12 protein-coding genes are annotated in these 18,166 nt (G+C 59.3%); 8 read left to right on the forward strand and 4 right to left on the reverse strand.

What is annotated here, in order from left to right; genetic code table 11:
* Window positions 1-92 precede the first annotated feature (92 nt).
* On the forward strand, window positions 93-1,973 hold the full coding sequence (locus HYPGJ_RS07380; protein ID WP_046846524.1) for a glycoside hydrolase family 15 protein: 1,881 nt from the start codon (window positions 93-95) through the stop codon (window positions 1,971-1,973).
* On the opposite strand, the gene HYPGJ_RS07385 is transcribed toward HYPGJ_RS07380, so the two are convergent.
* A complete protein-coding gene (locus HYPGJ_RS07385) occupies window positions 1,974-3,038 on the reverse strand; it encodes an HWE histidine kinase domain-containing protein (protein ID WP_200185701.1) in 1,065 nt (354 codons plus the stop codon). It lies immediately after the preceding gene.
* A gap of 330 nt (window positions 3,039-3,368) precedes the next feature.
* Between HYPGJ_RS07385 and HYPGJ_RS07390 the strand changes: the two genes are divergently transcribed.
* The 5 genes from HYPGJ_RS07390 (at window position 3,369) to HYPGJ_RS07410 (ending at window position 9,330) form a co-directional block, all read left to right on the forward strand.
* Complete coding sequence (locus tag HYPGJ_RS07390; RefSeq protein ID WP_046846526.1) at window positions 3,369-4,829, forward strand: trehalose-6-phosphate synthase; 1,461 nt, start codon at window positions 3,369-3,371, stop codon at window positions 4,827-4,829.
* A complete protein-coding gene (locus HYPGJ_RS07395) occupies window positions 4,829-5,635 on the forward strand; it encodes an ROK family protein (protein WP_046846527.1) in 807 nt (268 codons plus the stop codon). The genes HYPGJ_RS07390 and HYPGJ_RS07395 overlap by 1 nt, the downstream gene beginning before the upstream one ends.
* A complete protein-coding gene (locus HYPGJ_RS07400) occupies window positions 5,632-6,732 on the forward strand; it encodes a carbohydrate kinase family protein (protein ID WP_046846528.1) in 1,101 nt (366 codons plus the stop codon). Before HYPGJ_RS07395 ends, HYPGJ_RS07400 begins: the two co-directional genes overlap by 4 nt.
* A gap of 11 nt (window positions 6,733-6,743) precedes the next feature.
* On the forward strand, window positions 6,744-7,559 hold the full coding sequence (gene otsB / locus HYPGJ_RS07405; protein ID WP_046846529.1) for a trehalose-phosphatase: 816 nt from the start codon (window positions 6,744-6,746) through the stop codon (window positions 7,557-7,559).
* Between the two features lie 322 nt (window positions 7,560-7,881).
* Window positions 7,882-9,330 (forward strand): undecaprenyl-phosphate glucose phosphotransferase, encoded by a 1,449-nt coding sequence (locus tag HYPGJ_RS07410; protein ID WP_046846530.1) that lies wholly within the window; start codon window positions 7,882-7,884, stop codon window positions 9,328-9,330.
* 96 nt (window positions 9,331-9,426) lie between these two features.
* Here the strand turns inward: HYPGJ_RS07410 and asnB are convergent, their stop codons facing one another.
* The 3 genes from asnB to HYPGJ_RS07425 all read right to left on the reverse strand — a co-directional run bounded on the left by asnB (window position 9,427) and on the right by HYPGJ_RS07425 (window position 15,276).
* Window positions 9,427-11,367 (reverse strand): asparagine synthase (glutamine-hydrolyzing), encoded by a 1,941-nt coding sequence (gene asnB, locus HYPGJ_RS07415; RefSeq protein ID WP_046846531.1) that lies wholly within the window; start codon window positions 11,365-11,367, stop codon window positions 9,427-9,429.
* 292 nt (window positions 11,368-11,659) lie between these two features.
* A complete protein-coding gene (locus HYPGJ_RS07420) occupies window positions 11,660-12,889 on the reverse strand; it encodes a polysaccharide biosynthesis/export family protein (protein ID WP_052750818.1) in 1,230 nt (409 codons plus the stop codon).
* 362 nt (window positions 12,890-13,251) lie between these two features.
* A complete protein-coding gene (locus HYPGJ_RS07425) occupies window positions 13,252-15,276 on the reverse strand; it encodes an AAA family ATPase (RefSeq protein ID WP_159108285.1) in 2,025 nt (674 codons plus the stop codon).
* Window positions 15,277-15,743: 467 nt separating this feature from the next.
* Here HYPGJ_RS07425 and HYPGJ_RS07430 point away from each other — a divergent pair, with 467 nt between their 5' ends.
* On the forward strand, window positions 15,744-16,988 hold the full coding sequence (locus HYPGJ_RS07430; RefSeq protein ID WP_046846532.1) for a glycosyltransferase family 4 protein: 1,245 nt from the start codon (window positions 15,744-15,746) through the stop codon (window positions 16,986-16,988).
* A 31-nt stretch (window positions 16,989-17,019) separates the two neighbouring features.
* Window positions 17,020-18,165 (forward strand): acyltransferase, encoded by a 1,146-nt coding sequence (locus tag HYPGJ_RS07435; RefSeq protein WP_046846533.1) that lies wholly within the window; start codon window positions 17,020-17,022, stop codon window positions 18,163-18,165.
* Window position 18,166: the final 1 nt, after the last annotated feature.

Consider the following 18,166-nt stretch of genomic DNA (forward strand, 5'->3'; position numbering starts at 1 on the left):
AACATCGCTCTCTGTACTGAATATCGCAACGAATGACCCGTCTCACGCGTTAGATTCGACAAGCAGAGATTTGCTTCCCCCGGGGGGATAGGATGACTTTAAAATCCGCATCAACATACCGATCATCGCTCGACGTGGCGGCCATCGGCAACGGTCGCATCGCAGCACTCATTGAACCCGGCGGGCGCATCGTCTGGTGGTGCTTTCCACGGCTGGACGGAGATCCGATATTCTGCCGGCTTCTCTCGGGCAACGAGGAGAAGGGCTTCTGCGATATCCAGCTCGAAGGCCAAATCTCGGCGACGTCGAGCTACGTTCGCAACACCTGCATTCTCGAAACCATACTCGTTGCGAGCAACGGAGCGCGCGTCAAGATCACGGATTTCGCGCCGCGCTTTGTCCGTTTCGGTCGCTCGTTCCATCCGACGCAACTCGTCCGCCGCATCGAGCCTTTGAACGGCCTCCCGCGCATCGTCTGCCGCATTCGCCCGACGTTTGGCTACGGCGAGTCCGCAGCATCGGCTTCACAAGGCTCCAATCACGTTCGCTACAGCAGCCCGGGATCGACTGCGATACGCGTCACCACCGACCTCGCCGTATCCTACATCGTGCATGAGACGCCGTTTGCGCTGACACATCCCATCACGCTCGTTCTCGGCAGCGACGAGCCGATTGAAAGCTCAGTCGACGCAATATCGCGAGAATTTCTTGACCAGACGCGCGACTACTGGGTGCAATGGGTCCGCGGCCTCGCCATCGCCTATGAATGGCAGCCCGACGTCATCCGCGCCGCAATCTCACTGAAGCTCTGCACGTTCGAGGAAACCGGCGCGATCACCGCGGCGCTTACGACGTCGATCCCCGAAGCACCAAATACGCCGCGCACGTGGGATTACCGCTTCTGCTGGCTGCGCGACGCGTATTTCGTGATCCGTGCGCTGAACCGCTTAGGCGCGACGCAATCGATGGAGAACTACCTCGGCTATATCACCACCATCATCGCCGACGCCGAAAGCCCACTGAAGCCGCTGTATGGCATTGTCCATAACGACACGATCGAGGAACGCGTCGCGCCAGGATTGCAAGGCTTTCTCGGCATGGGGCCTGTCCGCGTCGGAAATCTCGCGTCGAAACAGCTGCAGCATGATGCTTACGGCAGTGTCATTCTCGGCGCGGCGCAGATGTTCATCGATCAGCGTCTGCCGCGCATGGGCGACGCAAGCCTCTTCCGCGAGCTTGAACATCTCGGCCAACAGGCGCGGCGTCTCTATCTCCAGCCCGACGCAGGAATTTGGGAATATCGCGGACGCGAACGCATTCACACGCATTCGGCGACGATGTGCTGGGTCGCCTGCGATCGCCTGGCCAGAATTGCCGGACTCCTCGGACTGCACGAACGCGCAGTCTATTGGAAACAATCGGCCGATAAAATTCGCTCCGAAATCCTAACCCGCGCCTGGAGCGAAAAGCGCGGCGCGTTCACCGGTGCGTTCGACAACAATGAACTCGATGCGAGCGTCCTTCTTCTTGCCGAACTAGGGCTCGTTGCACCGAACGATCCGCGCTTCGTCAAGACCTGCGAAACGATCGGCCGCGAGCTGATGCGCAATGGACTGATGCTGCGTTATGCGGCGGAAGACGACTTCGGCCTGCCGGAGTCTGCGTTCCTAGCCTGCCAGTTCTGGTACATCGATGCGCTCTCGTCGATCGGCCGGACAGAGGATGCCCGCGATCTGTTCGGCGAGCTTCTCAGCCATCGCAATGCGTTCGGAATGCTGAGCGAGGATTTGCATCCTACGACGGGTCAGCTATGGGGCAATGTCCCGCAAACCTACTCGATGGCTGGGTTGATCAATTCCGCGATGAACCTGTCACGCCGTTGGGATGATGCCTGGGCGCCGCCTCCACACGCGCAATTGGAGAGTGCCGAGTCAACGACGCCGCAAGCGGAGACGCTGCAGCGCCGGGCCTGATCACGACTTGGAAGGCACCGCACGTCGCCCGCGTGTCCGTCCTGTCGTCGTCTGCTTGACGACGGCCTTCATCCTGCAAACGACACCATCAGGCGAAAATTCTCGCTCGACTTTAGCGCTCGGAAACCCGCTGTCGATCAGCAGCGAACCGAGCCCGCGACGTTCGGGTTGAGATACGGCCGGACCGCCGCTTTCTTCCCAGACAAGCTCGAATTGCGCGTCATCGTCATTCAGCTTGTCGAACGTCCAGGACACGCGAACGTGCCCCTTGTCGCCCGACCACGCACCATATTTGATCGCATTCGTCCCAAGCTCGTGCAGCGTAAGTGCCAGCGCATTCGCGACCTCGCCCGGGACAATGCCATCCGCGCCCTGGATAGACATCCGGGCCGCACCGGGCGGAACGAGCGGCTTCAGCGTATCGACGATCAATTCGTTCAATGAAGCGCCAAGAAAGCTCCGCGTCGCGACGAGATCCATCGCCGTACCCATCGCCGCAAGCCGGCCCGATAGCGACTTGGCGAAGCTCTGAACATCCGAACTGTACCGCGCCGACTGGCTGACGAGGCCGGCGATGACAGCGAACGTATTTTTCAACCGGTGACGTAGTTCGACATTCAGCTGCTCCAGATGCAGCTCGCCAAGCGCGCTGTCCTGCAGAAGCCCCTCGTTGCGGTCGCGCTCATAAAGAAGACTTTCGACCTTCCTATTGAGCAGATGCACGACCGCTACGATCAACCCCGCCATCAAAGCAAAGGCCGAAAGAGCGAGTGCCGTCTCGAACTGAGAATACTGATGTGAATCGAAAAAGTAGAACCGCCATGCAAAGGCCAGTGAAGCTGCAACAACAAGCAGACCCGGTCCGCTTCCTGCGATCAACGTCGCCAGCAGGACAGCGATAAAAAAAGTCAAAAACGGCAGACTTATCGGCAGCCAATTCGACAGTAAGACACGCAACAGAGCGGCGGCGACGAAAATCGCCACCGCGATCGGATAAGCGACCGCTGGCCTGCGCCGAATTCTCGGCAACACGCGCTCGACAATACTATCGACGAGTAGAACCATCCGCTTCACGAACGGCTCGCCTCCTCTTGAATTAGACGTTGTAAGTGATCCACCAGCTGACTGTGGTGCCCCGCATCTGATGCCGACAGATTACCATGCTTGCGTGTCGTGCGAAACGAACCAAGCGACTATTAGCGGTTGAGATCGTTAGTTAATTACGAGTCGTCGCCAGAGGGTTCAAACTGAGCAAAATAGATTTTGTGCAGAGCAGCGAATTCCGCCTTCCAAAGGGGAACTCTTAACGATGTCGCACGTTTAGCACCTTGGTATCCCGCGCATCGGCAGGGGTTAAATCAGTAAACCAGTACGACGGCACGGAAGGAAAAGGCGTTGTCACGGCTTGTCATGGTCTCTAATCGCGTCATCGATTTCGGCGCAGCGTCGCAGGCTGGTGGCGTAAGTGTCGCGATTTACGACGCGCTCGCGCGACACAGCGGATTCTGGTTCGGTTGGAATGGTCAAGTCGAGGACAATGAAAATCCCGATACGATCGTGTCTCGCGAAGGCAATCACACCACGGTTACGATCCCTCTGACCGCCGCCGATTACAACGATTTCTATCTCGGCTATTCCAATTCAGTTCTGTGGCCCGTCTTTCACAACCGTCTAGATCTCGCGCAGTTCGAAGCGGGATATTATTCGCGCTACGTCACGGTGAACAAGAAGTTCGCTGCGCATCTCGCACCCCTCATCGAACCGGACGACGTAATCTGGATTCACGACTACCACCTGTTCCCGTTGGCGCTTGAGTTGCGCAAGCATGGGATCGAGAACCCCATCGGATTCTTTCTGCATATTCCGGTCGGTCCCGCCCAGGCTTTGATCGCGATCCCCGAGCATCGCGAAATCGCGCGCGCGCTCAGCGCCTATGACCTTATCGGGCTCCAGACCCACCGCGACGTTCGCAATCTGATCGACTTCTTTCAGCAGAGCGTTTTCGGCAGCCTGCTACCGTCAGGCCGAATTCGTGCCTGCGATTCCGAACTCGATATCGGATGCTTTCCAGTCGGCATCGATACAAACGACTTCGCGACGTCGACGATCGAGCGCGATAGTGAAAATCCAGAGATGAACCGCATCATCGGGATCGACCGGCTCGACTACACGAAGGGCCTGCCGCAGAAATTCCGCGCCTTCGGCCAGTTCCTGGAGGAATTCCCCGAGCATCGCCGCCGCATCGTGCTGTCGCAATTTGCGCCGCCGACGCGCGAAAGCGTGGAAGCCTACGCCGACATCCGTTCAGAGCTTGAATCGTTGTCGGGCGCGATCAACGGCCGTTTCGGCGAACTCGATTGGGTGCCGATCAATTACATCCATCGACCGATTCCGCGACGCGAGTTGCGCGATGTGTATCGTTCCTCACGCGTGTGCTGGGTAACGCCGCTGATGGACGGCATGAACCTTGTTTCGAAGGAGTATGTCGCCTCGCAAGATCCCGAAGATCCCGGCGTGCTCGTGCTGTCGAAGTTCGCTGGCGCTGCGGAACAGTTGAGCGACGGCGTGCTCGTCAACCCTTATGACCGCAACGACATGGTGCAGGGCCTCCGCCGCGCTCTCGAAATGCCGATTGACGAGCGCGTTGCCCGCCATGAAAAGCTTGCGAGCGTCGTCTGGACATCGGACTCGGATGCGTGGGGTTCGACGTTCTTCAACGCACTCGTCAAAGCCGGAAAGCGGCGAACCGGGCGAGGACAACCGTCACAGCGCGTCAGGGCCGCCATGAAGCGCCTCGACAAAGTACCGAAAACCGCAATCACCAAGAAATCGGTGACCGCGCACGCAGGTGGCTGATGCCCGAAATTGGCGACAAAAAGCATGTCCTTCGCCAGGACGCCCGAGGCGGCAATCCCAATATCTTGTCGGTCGATATCGGTGGTACGCTGATCAAGGCGGCTGTAATCGATCAATCCGGAGCGCTCGTTTCCGAGTTCGTGACAACGCCAACACCGCATCCCGCGACGCCGGATACGATCATCGCGCTCATAATCCGCATCGCTGCGCCGCTGCCGGATTTCGGATTGATCTCGGTCGGCTTCCCGGGCGTCGTCCATCGCGAATGCATTTCAACGGCGCCCAACCTCGGCACCGCTCACTGGAAGAACTTCGACCTTGAGCAGACGCTGCACGATACGTTCGGCGCGCCGGTCCGGATATTAAACGATGCCATCGTCTATGGCCTCGGCGTCGCGAAAGGACCGGGCCGAGAATGCGTTCTGACGTTCGGCACCGGCATGGGCTGCGCACTTTTCAGCGATGGGACGATCTTCTGCGGCTTGGAGCTTGGCCAGCACTACGCTCGCGACGATCAGAACTACGATCAATACGTCGGCCACGCCGCCTATCTTGAACTCGGCCTCGACGCGTGGAACGCGCGTGCGGAGCGTGCCCTCCAAGCCGTACACGCCTTGACGAACGCTGATCGCATTTATCTCGGAGGCGGAAACTCGCGGCGCATCACGTTTGCACTTCCGCAATGGGCGACCATCGTTCAGCCGTCATCGGGCGTCGCGGGCGGAGCGCGCCTCTGGCACGCAGATATGGACCGCTGGTTCGCGCCCCGCCAACCGGCGATGGCGCAAGCGCGGGAACGCACATGAATGTCCTCACCATCGGCGGCGCAATGGTCGACACCATCGTCACGATCGCGAGCGACCGAATCGAGCAAATGAAAATGCTCAATGCCGAAAGCTCATATCTATTGCTCGAGGAAGGCATCAAGACAGAAGCCGATCAGATTTCGACGAGCACGGGCGGTGGTGCGATCAACGCGGCAGTCGCTATCGCACGGCTCGGAAACTCGACATCGACGATCGTCAAGCTTGGCGAGGATTCGAAAGCGCGCACGGTCCTCGACCGGCTGACGGAGGAAGGTGTCGATCTGCGCTGGATCGTGACTGACGATACCGCCCCGACCGGCGCCTCCGTCATCGTTTCATCGCACGAACGCAATGCCGCCGTCTTCACGTATCGCGGCGCGAATACGAAACTCGAAGCAGCCGACATCCCGGCAGCCGCATTCGAGCACCGTGATCTCGTTTATGTCGCCAACCTCAGCAATCAATCCGCCGACTGCTATCCGTTGATCGTCGATCGCGCGAAGTCGGCAGGCGCCAAGCTCGCCGTAAACCCCGGCGTGCGCCAGTTGACGGCGCGGTACGACGATTTCTGGGAAAGCCTCGATCAAATCGACATCCTGTCGATCAATCGCTCGGAAGCCCAGGCGTTGATGCCCCGGCTTCTGCAATCATTTGGCGACGGCGGAGCCCCTCTCGCAGTCCATGACGGAGCGGCGACGCCCGTTCTCGCCAAGCGCGGCTTGCGCAACGGCGGCTACGAAATGAGCCTTGGCAAGTTTTTGGGCGGGCTCATCAAGGTTGGCGTCGGAACTGTCGTACTGACTGACGGCGCGAACGGCGCATTTCTCGCGACGGGCAGCGATCTCTATTTTCGCGAAGCTCCGCACGTCGTCGCGGCGGCCACCACCGGCGCAGGCGATGCGTTCTCGGCCACATTCGCCTGCTATTCAACTCAGACGAACGACGTGGCGCGCGCATTGAGCGCTGCAGCCCTCAACGCCGCGAGCGTCGTCAAGTTCGTCGACACGCAATCGGGTCTTTTGACCTTGCAGGCACTGGAAGCCGAAATCGAAAGCGCCGCAGCGACTGCGCCGTCGCTTCATAGCTGGTCGATCTAGGAAAGGACGAGATGCACAGTTTGAAAAAGGAAAAGCCCTCGCCCGCGATCCAGGCTTCGCACCTGAGCAGCACTCCTTCCACACGCGATCGCGTCGAAGAACTCCTGCACAGGCAAACGCCGATCGGGCTTTTCCTCGACATCGACGGCACGCTGCTCGACATGGCGCTGACGCCGACGACAGTTCGCATTCCACCCGGGCTCGCGGAATTGCTCGGCGTCGTCGCGACACGCCTTGCCGGTGCCGTCGCCATCGTGACGGGCCGCCCGATCGCCGAAGCGGACTCGCTGCTGAAGCCGTTGAAGTTCATCGCTGCCGGAGTTCACGGTGCCGAAATGCGAACAACCGTGACGGGAGAGGTCAAACCTCTGACACCGTCGTTCAATTTGGACCTGCTGAACGACATCCGGTCGGTTGCGGATTCGATGCCGGGCATCGTGACCGAGAACAAGGGCACCGGGATCGCGATGCACTATCGACTGGCGCCTGAACTACGGGACTCGCTCTTGATCACGCTCGAAGCCCTCGTCCCAAAATACCCCGGCCAGTTCTCGATCTGGGAGGGCCGGAAAGTCGTCGAAATTCTACCAGTCGGCTTTTCCAAAGGACGAGCCCTGCGCACCCTCGCCGGTCTGCCCGAATTTACGAACCGCATTCCGGTGATGATCGGCGACGACATCGCCGACATCGGCGCGTTCCACGCTGCGGAAGAATTGGGTGGATACGGCCTCAAGGTCGCCGGCGAACACTTCTCCCAAAAGGAAGCCGCGTTTACTGGCCCGGCCGATGTTCTCGCTTGGCTCGCCAGCCTGCGAACAGTCGCTTAATCGGCGGATCCGCAACAACCAAAAATTGCGCATCAACAAAATTAACACACCACTCATTGCGCAATCTGAAGTGGCGCGCCTCGCAAGAAGCTACCGCAAAACTTGTACAGATACGTTTCGAGTTGCTTGGCCCGTCTTTTGCTTCTGGCTTTGTCGCACTAGCGCGGTTTGTGCTAATGCTTGCAAAAAGCTTAACGCCCATTAAGAATGGGTTGAATAAAAACGAAAAATTTTTTGCAAAGACAATAGATTGTATCATTGCGGGACGCCTTCGCTGAAAAGAGCATTTCCAGTGTCGGCTTGATCAAAGTTGTGTGCGTAGATGACTGACAGCAGTGCAAATGCCGAGTTCGGCAGCTTTCGGCGCGCGGCCACGTGGCAAAATCTTTTCTCGAGATTTGATACCTGCATCACCTTGATCGCCATCGCAGAGGCGACAGGCGTGATCTTGGCCGCTTATGCTGCAAAGTGGCTTTATCTCAATCTGTTTCTGCACGTCGAACAACCTGAGTGGCCATATCTCGTGCCAGCGGGCTTGCTCGCACTCATCCAGTATCTCTTCCTGAAGCAAGCTGGTCTTTACGACGTCGCAGCGATCAAGGACCCGACGGTTTCCTACGGCAAACTGTGGGGCGCGCTCGGAACGTCGTTCCTTGTGCTTCTCGGCATTCTCTTCGTGCTGAAATTCGCGGACTGGTATTCGCGCGGCTGGTTCCTGACGTGGTTCGCTCTGAGCGGCGTCATCCTGATCGCAGTCAGAATTAGCGCGATGGCGCGCGTGCGCGAGCAGATCGCGAATGGCCGCCTCTTCCAGCGCGTGGCGCTTTACGGATCGCCAGAGTACGTCAACGCCATCAAGAGCGAGGCGCAGAAGGCCGATCATTCGCTCGCAATCGAAAGCTTCTACATCAGCGAACCGGCTGAAGCGGATCAATCCGCACTGGCCGCCGTCCGCAACCTCGTCGATCTGAAAAGCGCCATCACTCGCGGCAAGTTCGACTCGGTCATCATTTGCCTTCCCGCATCCGAAGGCGCCGGCATTCATGAGAGCATTCGCGAACTCGCGTCGTTCTCGACCGATCTGCTGCTGTGCACGGATCTCAATCCCTTCCCGGTCACGGTTCAGGGTGGACGCACGTTCGGCAAGCTCAGAACGAGTATCGTCAATCTTGTCCCGCTCTCCGAGCGCAACCGGTTGCTGAAGTCGATGATCGATTTTGTCGTCGCTGGAATTGCGCTCGCGCTTTTGGCGCCGTTGCTCGCGCTCATCGCACTGGCGATCAAGCTCGACAGCCCGGGACCGGTCTTCTTCCGTCAGCGCCGGTACGGCCAGAACAACGCGGTCTTCAGGATCTTCAAGTTCAGAACCATGACCGTTGCCGAAGACGGCGAGAAAGTTCAGCAGGCCCAGCGCAACGACGCGCGAGTGACGCGCATTGGATGGTTCCTGCGCCGCACGAGCCTTGATGAGCTACCGCAGCTGATCAACGTCCTGAAAGGCGAGATGTCCGTCGTCGGGCCGAGGCCGCATGCGCTGGCGCACGACGTGCTGTTCGAGCAGCAATTGGATCATTTCGCACAGCGCCGTCGCGTGCTTCCCGGTTTGACGGGCTGGGCGCAGGTCAATGGGCACCGCGGCGAGACGAGAACCGAAAAAGACATTCTCAACCGCCTGCAATACGATCTCTATTACATCGACAACTGGTCGATCTGGCTCGATCTCGAGATCATGGTGCGCACGATGTTGGTGCTCACGCGCGGCGCGTACTAAACCGGCGCGCGAACTGATCCGGACTTTGATATTTGGAGTGCTTTGGCGCGCGTGTCGAAATGACGGCGCGCCAAACCTTGCTGGCCCCGAGTACCGCTAGCGAAACACGCGGTTGCGATGGCACCATTGCACGAGGGCGTAGATCGCCCACACGCGCGACCAGTAGATGCCCGGCGAGCCATCGAGAAACGCCTGCCATAACCGCTCAACGGTCGCCGGATTGAGCCCCGCCGCCGCCACGGCGCCTGGATCCCGCAGCGTCTCATCCATCGCCTTTTTCAAACCGCGCCGGATCCAGCGATCGAAGGGCATGACGAAACCGCTTTTCGGCCGGTCAAACAGTGCCGGATCGAGACCACGGAGCCCGATGCGTCTCAGAATGGCCTTTCGTCCGAGCGGCTCGAAACGCACCGCTTCTGGCAAGCGGCTGACGTTTTCGAGGAGGACTTGATCGACAAGCGGAACACGCTGTTCCAGCGAGCACGCCATGCTCGCGGCATCGTTGTCCCGCAGTAGACGTTCGCCGAGGAAAATCCGCTGCTCCATGATGCTGATTGCCGTCAACGGCGAGCAGCCCTGAGTTTCGCCATCGAGACGCTGCCGCATCGCGGGATGCAGACCGTCGCTCAACGGCTCGGCAAAATCGGCGGCGAGCAGATCGCGTTGAAGCTCGGGAAGGAACAGCGCATAGGCGAGCTGATAGAGCCCGATCAAATCGCCGCCCCGGCGAAGCATATCGGGAAGCTTCGACCAGCGCGTCTGCCCCGGAAATCCGCTTGCGGATCGCCCCAGCCGCTGTGTCAGCAATCTCGCGCCACCCGCTTGCCAGCTGCGCGGAACGAACGCGGCGGATCGCAACAGCTTCTGCAGCAATGGCAGTTCCCGGAACGAGCGATACCCGCCGAACAGTTCATCGCCGCCCGTGCCGGAAATCGCAACTTTGTATCCGGCGGAACGGATCGCGCGTGACATCGTGTAAGCGTTGAGGCCATCGAACGTCGGCTGATCGAGGCTATCCAGCGCTGCGTCGAGAGACGCTGCGAAGTCCGCTTCGGTCAGGACGACCTCGTGGTGATCGGTTCCGATCGCTTCGCTGATGCGTCGCGCGATCGGCCCCTCGTTCAGTTCCTGATCCTCGAACGCCAATGTGAAAGTGTGGACGGAAGACTGAGCGGCGCGGCGCGCTAAATTGGCCATGGCGGAAGAGTCGACGCCGCCAGATAGGAAGACCGCCAACGGCACATCGCTCGCGAGGTGAAGCTTTAGCCCCTCCTCCATGACGTGCGCCAGCTCGGGCTCACTGATCGTCGGCTGCCCGGCACCGCGCGGAATATTCCAGAAGCGTTCGCGACGGGGATTTCCGCCCGCTGTGTCGAATTCCAGAAGCTCTCCTGGCCACGCGAGTTCGACATCTTTGACGATCGTACCGGGGCCGCTCACGAACCCGTTCGCAACGACGCTCGCGACGCCGCTCGGATCGAGACGAGGATTTTCCAGCAATCCCGACGCCAGCAGCGCGCGCAATTCGGATGCGAAAGCGAGCGACCAATGGGCATTCGCATGCGTCGGCCGCGCGAGATAGAGCGGCTTGATGCCGAGCGGATCCCTCGCCAGCACCAGGCGGCGGGTCCTCGGATCCCAACATGCAAACGCGAACATGCCGCGCAGCCAGCTGACTGCCTTGGGTCCGTGAAGACCGAGCGCGCGCAGCATGACCGCAGTATCGCCCGACGACTGAAACGTTTGGCCTTCTGCCTCGAGGCGGGCGCGAAGCTCGCCGAAGTTATAGATCTCGCCGTTGAAGACAACGACGTCACCGGTGACAGGATCGGTCATCGGCTGCACGCCCGCAGGCGAGAGATCGAGAATGGAGAGCCGGCGATGCGCGAGCAGAGCACCCCAGTTGCGCGCGTCAGGCTCCGAGGCCCATGTTCCTTCGGCATCTGGACCACGGTGCGCGAGCGCACCGCTCATGCGGCTCAGCGCAGCGCGATTTGCGTCATCCAGCCGTCCGATAATCCCAGCGATACCACACACCAGCCAAAACCCTCCGGTTGTCGAGGCGCAACGCCAGGCCGTCCGGACCAACGAACTCCACGGCGGCTGAGCACGTTAGCTAGATACGGGAGCGGGCGCCTTGGAGGCAATGCGCGACGGCGTCCAATTCGGAATACGGCAAACACCATGCGCCTGACCGCCAGCGGGAAGAAAAGCGCTCCACTCGCAGGGATTAACCCAACAGAGCCTCTCAAGCCAAAATGAATGAGGCGGGCTCTGTAATCAGACCCCGCCTCACCGGATTTCGAAAATCTATTCCGAACGACCGCGCTTAAGGTGCAACCACAACAGTCGACGCGTTCGAAAGGACATGAGCGCCACTCGCGATATCACCGATTGCACGGCCCTGGATGAAGGCGTTACCCGCCGTCGTCATCCAAGCGTTGACATAGCCGAGAACTTTCAGGACCTCTGTCGCATCCGAGTTCGATGCGTAGATCACGTCCTTATCCCGCATCTGGAATCTCTGGGCGAAGAAGAAGCACGACGGATCGCGATAATTGGCGCGGTAAACCGTGGGAATGACGCGCTGATCCGGAGCAAAGTTCTTCAGATTGACGCCCATCCGCTCGAGTGTCTCGCGGCTTTCCGGACGGAAAATGAAGACCTGCGCGGGATTCGAACGCCCATCGGACAAACCGCCAGCCTTTGCGATCGCCTCGTTGAGCGATAGCCGCTCCTGACCGAAAGCGAACAGTGCGCTGACCGCGGAAGTCTCGCCTTCCGAGACGGTTCCCGAAGCACCAGTCGAAGCCAGCGCGCCGAAGGCGACGAACGACTTCGGCTGCCGCTTGACGTAGACGACATCGCCCGGCGCCACGAAGAGGTTCTCCGCCGGCTCATTGATGAGGGTCGTGAACGGAACGGTCGCCGTACGGCCCTTCCGCTGCAAGGTTACCAGCAACTCGTAACCTGCAAACTTGCCACCGGCAGCACCACCGCCAGCTTTCGAAATAACGTCGAGAATGCGCTCACCCGAACCGGTGAGCTTCAACTTGTTGCCGCCAGCATCGCCGATGACCGTAACCGAGTCTGCGTTCTGCTCGACGACGTTGACGATGACTTGAGGCTCGATCGCGCGTTTAGCGAGCTTCGTCTCGATATCCTGCTGAATTTCGACGGCTGTCCGGCCGGCTGCGCGAACGGCGCCGGCGTAGGGGATCGAAATCGTACCCTTGCCGCTGACCGTCTGCACCGGCAACGTAACGTAGCTGCCACTTCGATTAGTTGCATCTCCCGCGACGAACAATCCGCCCGAAGACGACTCGAATATCGACGTTTGCAGCACGTCACCGACGCCAATTCTGACAATCGGAATACCGCCGCGGTGCGCCCCGAAGGTCCGATAGAATGAATCGGACGCATTCGATTCAAGAATTTGCAGAATGAGCGGATTGATATCGAGAAGCGCGTAGTCATACACGACCGCGTCGCGCGGCGTGGAGATGGATGCAGTGGCACTCCGGTCGATGTCGCGAGATTGAGGCCCGTTGATGGGCATGTGCGAACAGCCCGCCAGCGAAAGCGCTGTGAGCACGGCACCAGCGCCGAAGCGTGCGCGACGTCCACGAGTCGGCGCACGGCTTATGTATTGGGAGTCTGAAAAGACTCGCTTAGGAACCAGTTCCCCCAAAGTCCCCACCCTGGCAAAGCATGCTGCGCGTAGATCGCGCCTACTTCGCCTATAGGTGATTCGACTCGAAGCGGAGAGCCCGGATTTCTAAATTAAACAAGGCGCGGAAATCAATTCAGAAGTCCGTTGCCGAAAAACACCGAAAGTGGTGGCTAACCCCACTTTCGGTGTGCGACGTATAGCAAACTAGTAAATCCGAATCGGAATGCGCGAATCAATTCGCGCATCGTTTAACCCACATAGTAATTGCCGATTCGCGATCCCTTGTAGGCCTCGATCATCTTGAGCGCGGCGGGATCGGCCTTGTTGAGCAGCACACAGAGGATCCGGTCGCGGACGTTGTCGACCTCGTCGAAAGCTTCCTCGACAAGCTCGCGCTTCGTTTCTCCCCACTCGATGACGAAGATGAAGCTGTCGATAAATCTCTCCACCGTCTTGACATCAACGACCGACATGATCGGCGGCACTTCGACGATAATGAAGTCGTAGGACTCTCGCGCAACGTCCAGCAGCTTTTCCATTTCGACCGAGCCGAGCAGCTCTGCCGCGTGCGGCGTCCGCTCGGACCTTGCACAAGGAAGAACGTCGACGCGCGACCGCTCGCGCTTGACCACGAGTTCCTTGAGACGCGACGGGTCGACGAGCGCTTCCAGCAGCCCCTCGGTCACGCCCGGCGTAAGCTGTTCCGTAACCGTACGCCGATGCAGATCACCGTCGATGATAAGAGTGCGAGCGCGCGGCAGCGAGTTCATCAGCGTCGCCAAGTTCGACACCACCGTCGTCTTGCCTTCATTGGACGTGGCCGATATCACGCCGACGACTTTGGTCCCGGCTCGGCGCTGATCCGATTTCAGCAGCGCCTGCACGTTTCGTATGCTTTCGGTAAAGCGCGTGTACGGTGCGTCGAGAACGTAATCCTCGATACCCTTCCGGCCCGGCGCAGGCTCCACCTTCGGCAGAACCGCGCAATAGAGACCCGTCGCCTGACGCACTTGCGATGGCGTGCGGAACACTGACGCGAGCCATTCGCGTCCAAGGGCCAGCGCCGCTCCGGAAAGCAGCCCGAACATCAAGCCGCCGCCAAGCAGCAGCATCGGCTTCTTGTAGCTCTTCGACAGCGGCGGCGAAGCGCGCGAGATGATGTGCGCTTCTTCCATGTCCGGCTGGATCTGGTTGACCTCGTTCGATTTGCGTAGCGCCGCGTTGTAGAGGTTGTGCAAGGTCGCCGCCGAGCTTTCGAGATCGCGAAGCTTGGCCTGATCGGCGTCGGTCAAACCGTTGCGCTGATCTTCATTCTTCATCGCGCGCTTGATCTCCGCCATCTGGTTGCGGAGCTTGACGACCGCCAGATGCGAGGGCCCGAGCTGGCGCTCTAGCTCGTTGGCCTTCGTCTCAAGATCCACATACTGCGAGCGCAGTTTCAGGATCAGATCGTTGGGCGTCGAGGACGGCATCAGCGACGGCGCCGCGGTATCATCCTGCGGAGTCTGCACGACGCGGCCGACCGTAATTCCAACGAGGTTGTGCGCCGAAATGAAATCTTGCAGTGCGCGGTCGGCATCATCGCTCTGCCGCTTCAGTTCCAGCAGCCGCTCCTCGAGCAGCTGACTGATCATCTTGCTCGAGCTGCGCTTGCGATTTTCGATCGTCGAGATGTATTTGTCCGCGATTGCGTTGGCGATATTCGCAGCCTTCACCGGGTCCTGCGACGAGAACCCGATATTGATGACGTTCGGCGCATCCTCGCGGTAGACGCTCAACTGCTGCAGGAGCATGTCGACCGCAGTTCGTTCCTTGATGACGCTGGGATCGAGTTGCAGGGCCGGCTTTCCGGCGCCGAGACGCAAATCGATTTGCGACCCTTCCAATCCCGCAAACTCAGCCTGCAGGCTAAGAACCGAATTGCGTACGGTCTTGATGAATTGCTTGATACCGAATTTGCCGGGCTCTCCCGGACGGCCGACGAATTCCGGATCTTGATCCAATTTGAGTTCTCGGACCACCGGAACGACGACACTGTCCGACGATAGCACATAGATCTGTCCCGCGATGTCGGCGTCATCGAGCACGGGAGATTCAGAAATCTTGTTGGTTTGCAGGTACCGATTAACGCTGCGGTCCATCAGAATTCGAGCGCTGCTCTTGTAGACCGCGGGGACGGTCATAAGAAATGCGCCAGCGAGCGTCAGGCCGAGCAAAGCACCGAGCGCCGGAAATACCCATCCCCGCCGCAAAACCCAGGGAATATCGGCCATTCCCAGTTTGTTTTTGTTAGTAGACTGATAAACATCATCCGCTGGAATTGCAAAATTTTCAGACATGGCAACCATTTTATTCCGCACCCACTCTTAGGAAATACTGCAATTCTCGGAATTTCTACTGTCGCTAATTGTTATTGCTTTCACAATAACATGGCACCTTGGCCGGCGTAAGACCTCTGGCGGGCAGCCGTAGTCCGTCGTCGGCCGAGCACCATTTTGGATATCAAGACGGCACCCAGCCGATTAGGTGCAGAATGCATGCCATGCTTATGACGACACGCAGAAGGGTATGATCGAAGTACTCGGGATTAATGGATAATTTTGAATACATGTCGCCCACCTGCCCCCTCATGGATTATTCGCTCGATAGTCGCGGCCGTAAGATCGCGACGTGGGCAACCTGTTGAAGCTGGACCCCATCCACCAATGCCGCCACCGACTGCTGGAATCTGACGGTCCGAATGATCGCCCCCCGACGCCTGAACATCCTTTACGTGTCCCACATGCCCGCGAGCCCGCCGCGTTTCGGCGCCCAAGCCCGCATTAACGGCCTGATGACGCAATTGAGCCGCCGTCATGACCTGACAGCGGTGTCGCTCGCCGACGCCGAATTCGACGCCGACGAATGCCGCGCAGCCATGCAGGCGTATTGTCGAGAAGTCGTTCTGATCCCCAATCCCAACGGCAAAGACGGCATGAGCAAACGTTTGCTCCAATTGCGCTCGCTGGCCTCGCCGCAAAGCTTCGAACGCCAGCAAGTCACGGTGCCGGCGATGCAACAGGCACTCGATCGGGTTTTGCAATCCAATCGGTTCGACATTGTAAATTTAGAGTTTTCATTTCTGGGACGTTGCAACTTCCGACAGGCCCCGCCTGGAGAAAAGCTGCCTGCGGTCGTGGTCGATTCACACAACATCGACTACGAGCTGATCCGTCAGTATGCCCGGTCCGGCAGCAGTCTGCTGCGCCGTTTCTATGCCGGTGTGAACTGGCGCAAGCTGCGCCGGGAAGAGCTGGCAACCTACGGCGGCGCCGACGGCGTCTATCTTTGCAGCACCGACGATGAGGACCGCCTGCACCAGCAAGTGCCCGGCATCCGCACGACCGTCATTCCGAACGCAGCCGACGTCGACTTCTATCAGCCCCGGCCTTCCGACCCGCCGTCCGACGGAAAGACGATCGTCTTCTTCGGCCACATGTCCTATGTCCCGAACATCGACGGCGTGATCCATTTTGTACGCGATATCTGGCCTCGCATCGCCGAGGCTTGCCCCGACGCCAAGTTCAAGATCATCGGCAGCAATCCGCATCCTTCGGTCAAGGAACTGGCCGGTCCGCGTATCGAATTGACCGGATTTGTGCCGGATCTTCGCCCGCACCTCGCATCAGCCGCAGCGCTGGTCGTGCCGCTGCGCCTCGGCGGCGGAACCCGGCTCAAAATCGTCGAAGGCATGGCGTTGGGAAAAGCGATCGTCTCGACCACCTTGGGCGCCGAAGGCATCAAGGCCGAACCTGGCCGCGATCTTCTCATCGCCGACGAGCCGCAAGCGTTCGCCGATGCCGTCATTCAGTTGCTGAAAAATCCGGATCGGGCGTCCGCGATCGGACACGCGGCCCGGCAACTCGCGGTCGAGAAATACTCTTGGGGCGGAGCCGCGGACTCCCTCGAGAAATTTTATCATCAAATCCTTGAAGCACGCGCCTGATGCTGACTCATTCCTACGGCGGCACAACCGGATGACCACCCTTCCCGCCTCGGCGGCAGACCAATACCTGCGTGGCCATCTGCCTGGGCTGGACGGCATTCGCGGCTTGGCCATTCTTCTGGTGATGACCGTCCACTTCATTGGCGGCGCGGTCGCGGAAACGCCATTGCAGAAGTTTTTCGTGAAGGCCGCCGTCCACGGCTGGATGGGAGTCGACCTGTTCTTCGTGCTCTCGGGCTTCCTGATCACCGGCATTCTGCTCGGGTCCAAAAACAAACCGAGGTACTTCCGCAACTTCTATGCGCGACGCACGCTGAGAATTTTTCCGCTCTATTACGCCGTCCTGATCGCCCTGTTCCTGATACTGCCGCTTTTGGTCAAGCCGTCACCGCTGCTTGAAACCGCACGCTCACATCAGATCTGGCTTTGGACCTATACATCCAATTTCTTCATCGCCTGGACCGGCACCTGGGACTCGCTCAATTACGTCGCGCATTTCTGGTCGCTTGCGATCGAGGAACATTTTTATCTCGTCTGGCCGCTGGTCGTGTTCTATTTCCCAGCCCCGACGCTGAAAAAGATATGCATTGGTGTGATCGTATTCGCCCTCGCCTTGCGTATCGCATTGGCCCTTGCCGATATTAACGAAACGTCGATCTCGGTCCTGACGCCCTGCCGCATCGACGCCCTCTGCGTCGGCGCTTTCATTGCGCTTCGGCTGCGCGAACCGGGCGTGTGGCCGCGCTGGATGGCGAATTCGAATTACGCCGTACTTGCTTCGGGCGCGGCGCTCTTTGCTGTGATGGCGTTCGCCTCGTTCACCGGATTGGCCGAAGACGTTCTCCATCAAGTTCGCGGCACGTTCATCGCCCTATTCTTCGGCGCGCTGATTTTGCTGGCGCTCAAACCCGCGTCCAACGCTGTGTCGTACATCCTGCAGGGGCCGTATCTCGGCTTTTTTGGCAAGTACAGCTACGGTCTCTACGTCTACCATGGCATTTTAACGTGGTATTTCATGGAGACGCATCTTAACGACCAGCTCACAGCCTGGAGCGGAAGCCTTTGGCTGGCGATGGCGGCTCGCATGCTGATCGGTGTCGGCTTGTCTCTGCTCATCGCGGTGCCGAGCTATCATCTCTTCGAAAAAAGATTTCTCGATCTCAAAAGATACTTCTGAG

It is taken from the genome of Hyphomicrobium sp. GJ21 (assembly GCF_001006785.1).
GTDB lineage: Bacteria > Pseudomonadota > Alphaproteobacteria > Rhizobiales > Hyphomicrobiaceae > Hyphomicrobium_B.

What these genes read in the sequence shown, in the direction of transcription:
- HYPGJ_RS07425 (WP_159108285.1), bottom strand. Translation starts at nt 15,276, where the DNA reads ATGGCCGATATTCCCTGGGTTTTGCGGCGGGGATGGGTATTTCCGGCG.
- HYPGJ_RS07410 (WP_046846530.1), top strand. Translation starts at nt 7,882, where the DNA reads ATGACTGACAGCAGTGCAAATGCCGAGTTCGGCAGCTTTCGGCGCGCG.
- HYPGJ_RS07430 (WP_046846532.1), top strand. Translation starts at nt 15,744, where the DNA reads ATGATCGCCCCCCGACGCCTGAACATCCTTTACGTGTCCCACATGCCC.
- otsB (WP_046846529.1), top strand. Translation starts at nt 6,744, where the DNA reads ATGCACAGTTTGAAAAAGGAAAAGCCCTCGCCCGCGATCCAGGCTTCG.
- HYPGJ_RS07420 (WP_052750818.1), bottom strand. Translation starts at nt 12,889, where the DNA reads ATGCCCATCAACGGGCCTCAATCTCGCGACATCGACCGGAGTGCCACT.
- HYPGJ_RS07435 (WP_046846533.1), top strand. Translation starts at nt 17,020, where the DNA reads ATGACCACCCTTCCCGCCTCGGCGGCAGACCAATACCTGCGTGGCCAT.
- HYPGJ_RS07400 (WP_046846528.1), top strand. Translation starts at nt 5,632, where the DNA reads ATGAATGTCCTCACCATCGGCGGCGCAATGGTCGACACCATCGTCACG.
- HYPGJ_RS07385 (WP_200185701.1), bottom strand. Translation starts at nt 3,038, where the DNA reads ATGGTTCTACTCGTCGATAGTATTGTCGAGCGCGTGTTGCCGAGAATT.
- HYPGJ_RS07380 (WP_046846524.1), top strand. Translation starts at nt 93, where the DNA reads ATGACTTTAAAATCCGCATCAACATACCGATCATCGCTCGACGTGGCG.
- HYPGJ_RS07395 (WP_046846527.1), top strand. Translation starts at nt 4,829, where the DNA reads ATGCCCGAAATTGGCGACAAAAAGCATGTCCTTCGCCAGGACGCCCGA.